Source organism: Caldicellulosiruptoraceae bacterium PP1, assembly GCA_041320695.1.
Lineage (GTDB): Bacteria > Bacillota > Thermoanaerobacteria > Caldicellulosiruptorales > Caldicellulosiruptoraceae > JBGGOQ01.
In genome coordinates this window covers 1-957 of record JBGGOQ010000033.1, presented here as the reverse complement: position 1 = coordinate 957, position 957 = coordinate 1, and the positions used below count along the sequence as shown (strand labels likewise).

Here is a 957-nt window from a genome sequence, read left to right as displayed (position 1 = left end):
GTAAAGTATTTGAATAAATATCCCTTCAATTATAGCAGTTATATACGGTATTATTTGTGAACTTTCATATATAGGTACTGCATTATTAGCAATAATTTTATATTTTGTTCCTACTATAAGTGGAAAATTAAGATTCCCAAATCCTTTAATTATTCCAAATATAAAGTATATCAATAACTCTATTCCAACAATTACTGCTAAACAAACAATTGTAGCTGCTATAAACTTTGATATAACTATATTCTTTTTAGATATCGGCTTCGATGCTAACAGCCTAATTGTTTTTGATGAAAATTCATTTGAAATAATATCTGAAGCAATAACAATTACTATTATTGGAATAAAGAAGCTACCCATTAACTGTAAAAATATTATAAATATTGTGCTCCCATTTATTGTTGTTTCATATTTAGGGTCTATGTTGTGTTCAAGAAGATATTTTAATTTTTTAATTTGAGAATTGTAATATTCTTTTGAATCATCATAAGAAATATCAAGTGCAAGCTTTTTTCTTTCCTCAAGAGCATTAATCTTTTCTTTTACTGTTTGTTTCCAGTCTTTATTTTTATTTATATCAAAAAGTAATATTTGGTTTTCTATTGATTTTATTTGAATTTCTATCTTTTGCCTTTTATCTTGTTCTTTGGTATTCTTTAATTGTTCTGTTAATGTTTCTTTTTGAGATTCAAGAACTTTTTTATAATATCCCGAATTGGTTTGGCTTTCTGATAAATTTGCTATAAAAATAACAATGGCAGAAAAGCAAATCATCAATATTATTGAAATAATAATTTTTTTCCTTTTCAAAAGCTTAATTAATTCATTTTTTATTAAACTGCTCATATTAATCCTCCTTTTGATATAATTCTATATATTTGTCTTCTAATGTTATTTTTTGCGAATATGTTTCTTTTAGCTCAAAGCCATTAGTTATAATAGAAGTTATTAATTTCGAAG

Annotated in this window: 1 protein-coding gene; it reads right to left on the bottom strand. The window is 24.1% G+C overall.

Annotated features, from left to right (window positions below; genetic code table 11):
• On the bottom strand, positions 1 to 843 hold an 843-nt coding region (locus tag ACAG39_12435; protein MEZ0538027.1), incomplete at its 3' end, for an ABC transporter permease subunit.
• Between the last annotated feature and the right edge of the window lie 114 nt (positions 844 to 957).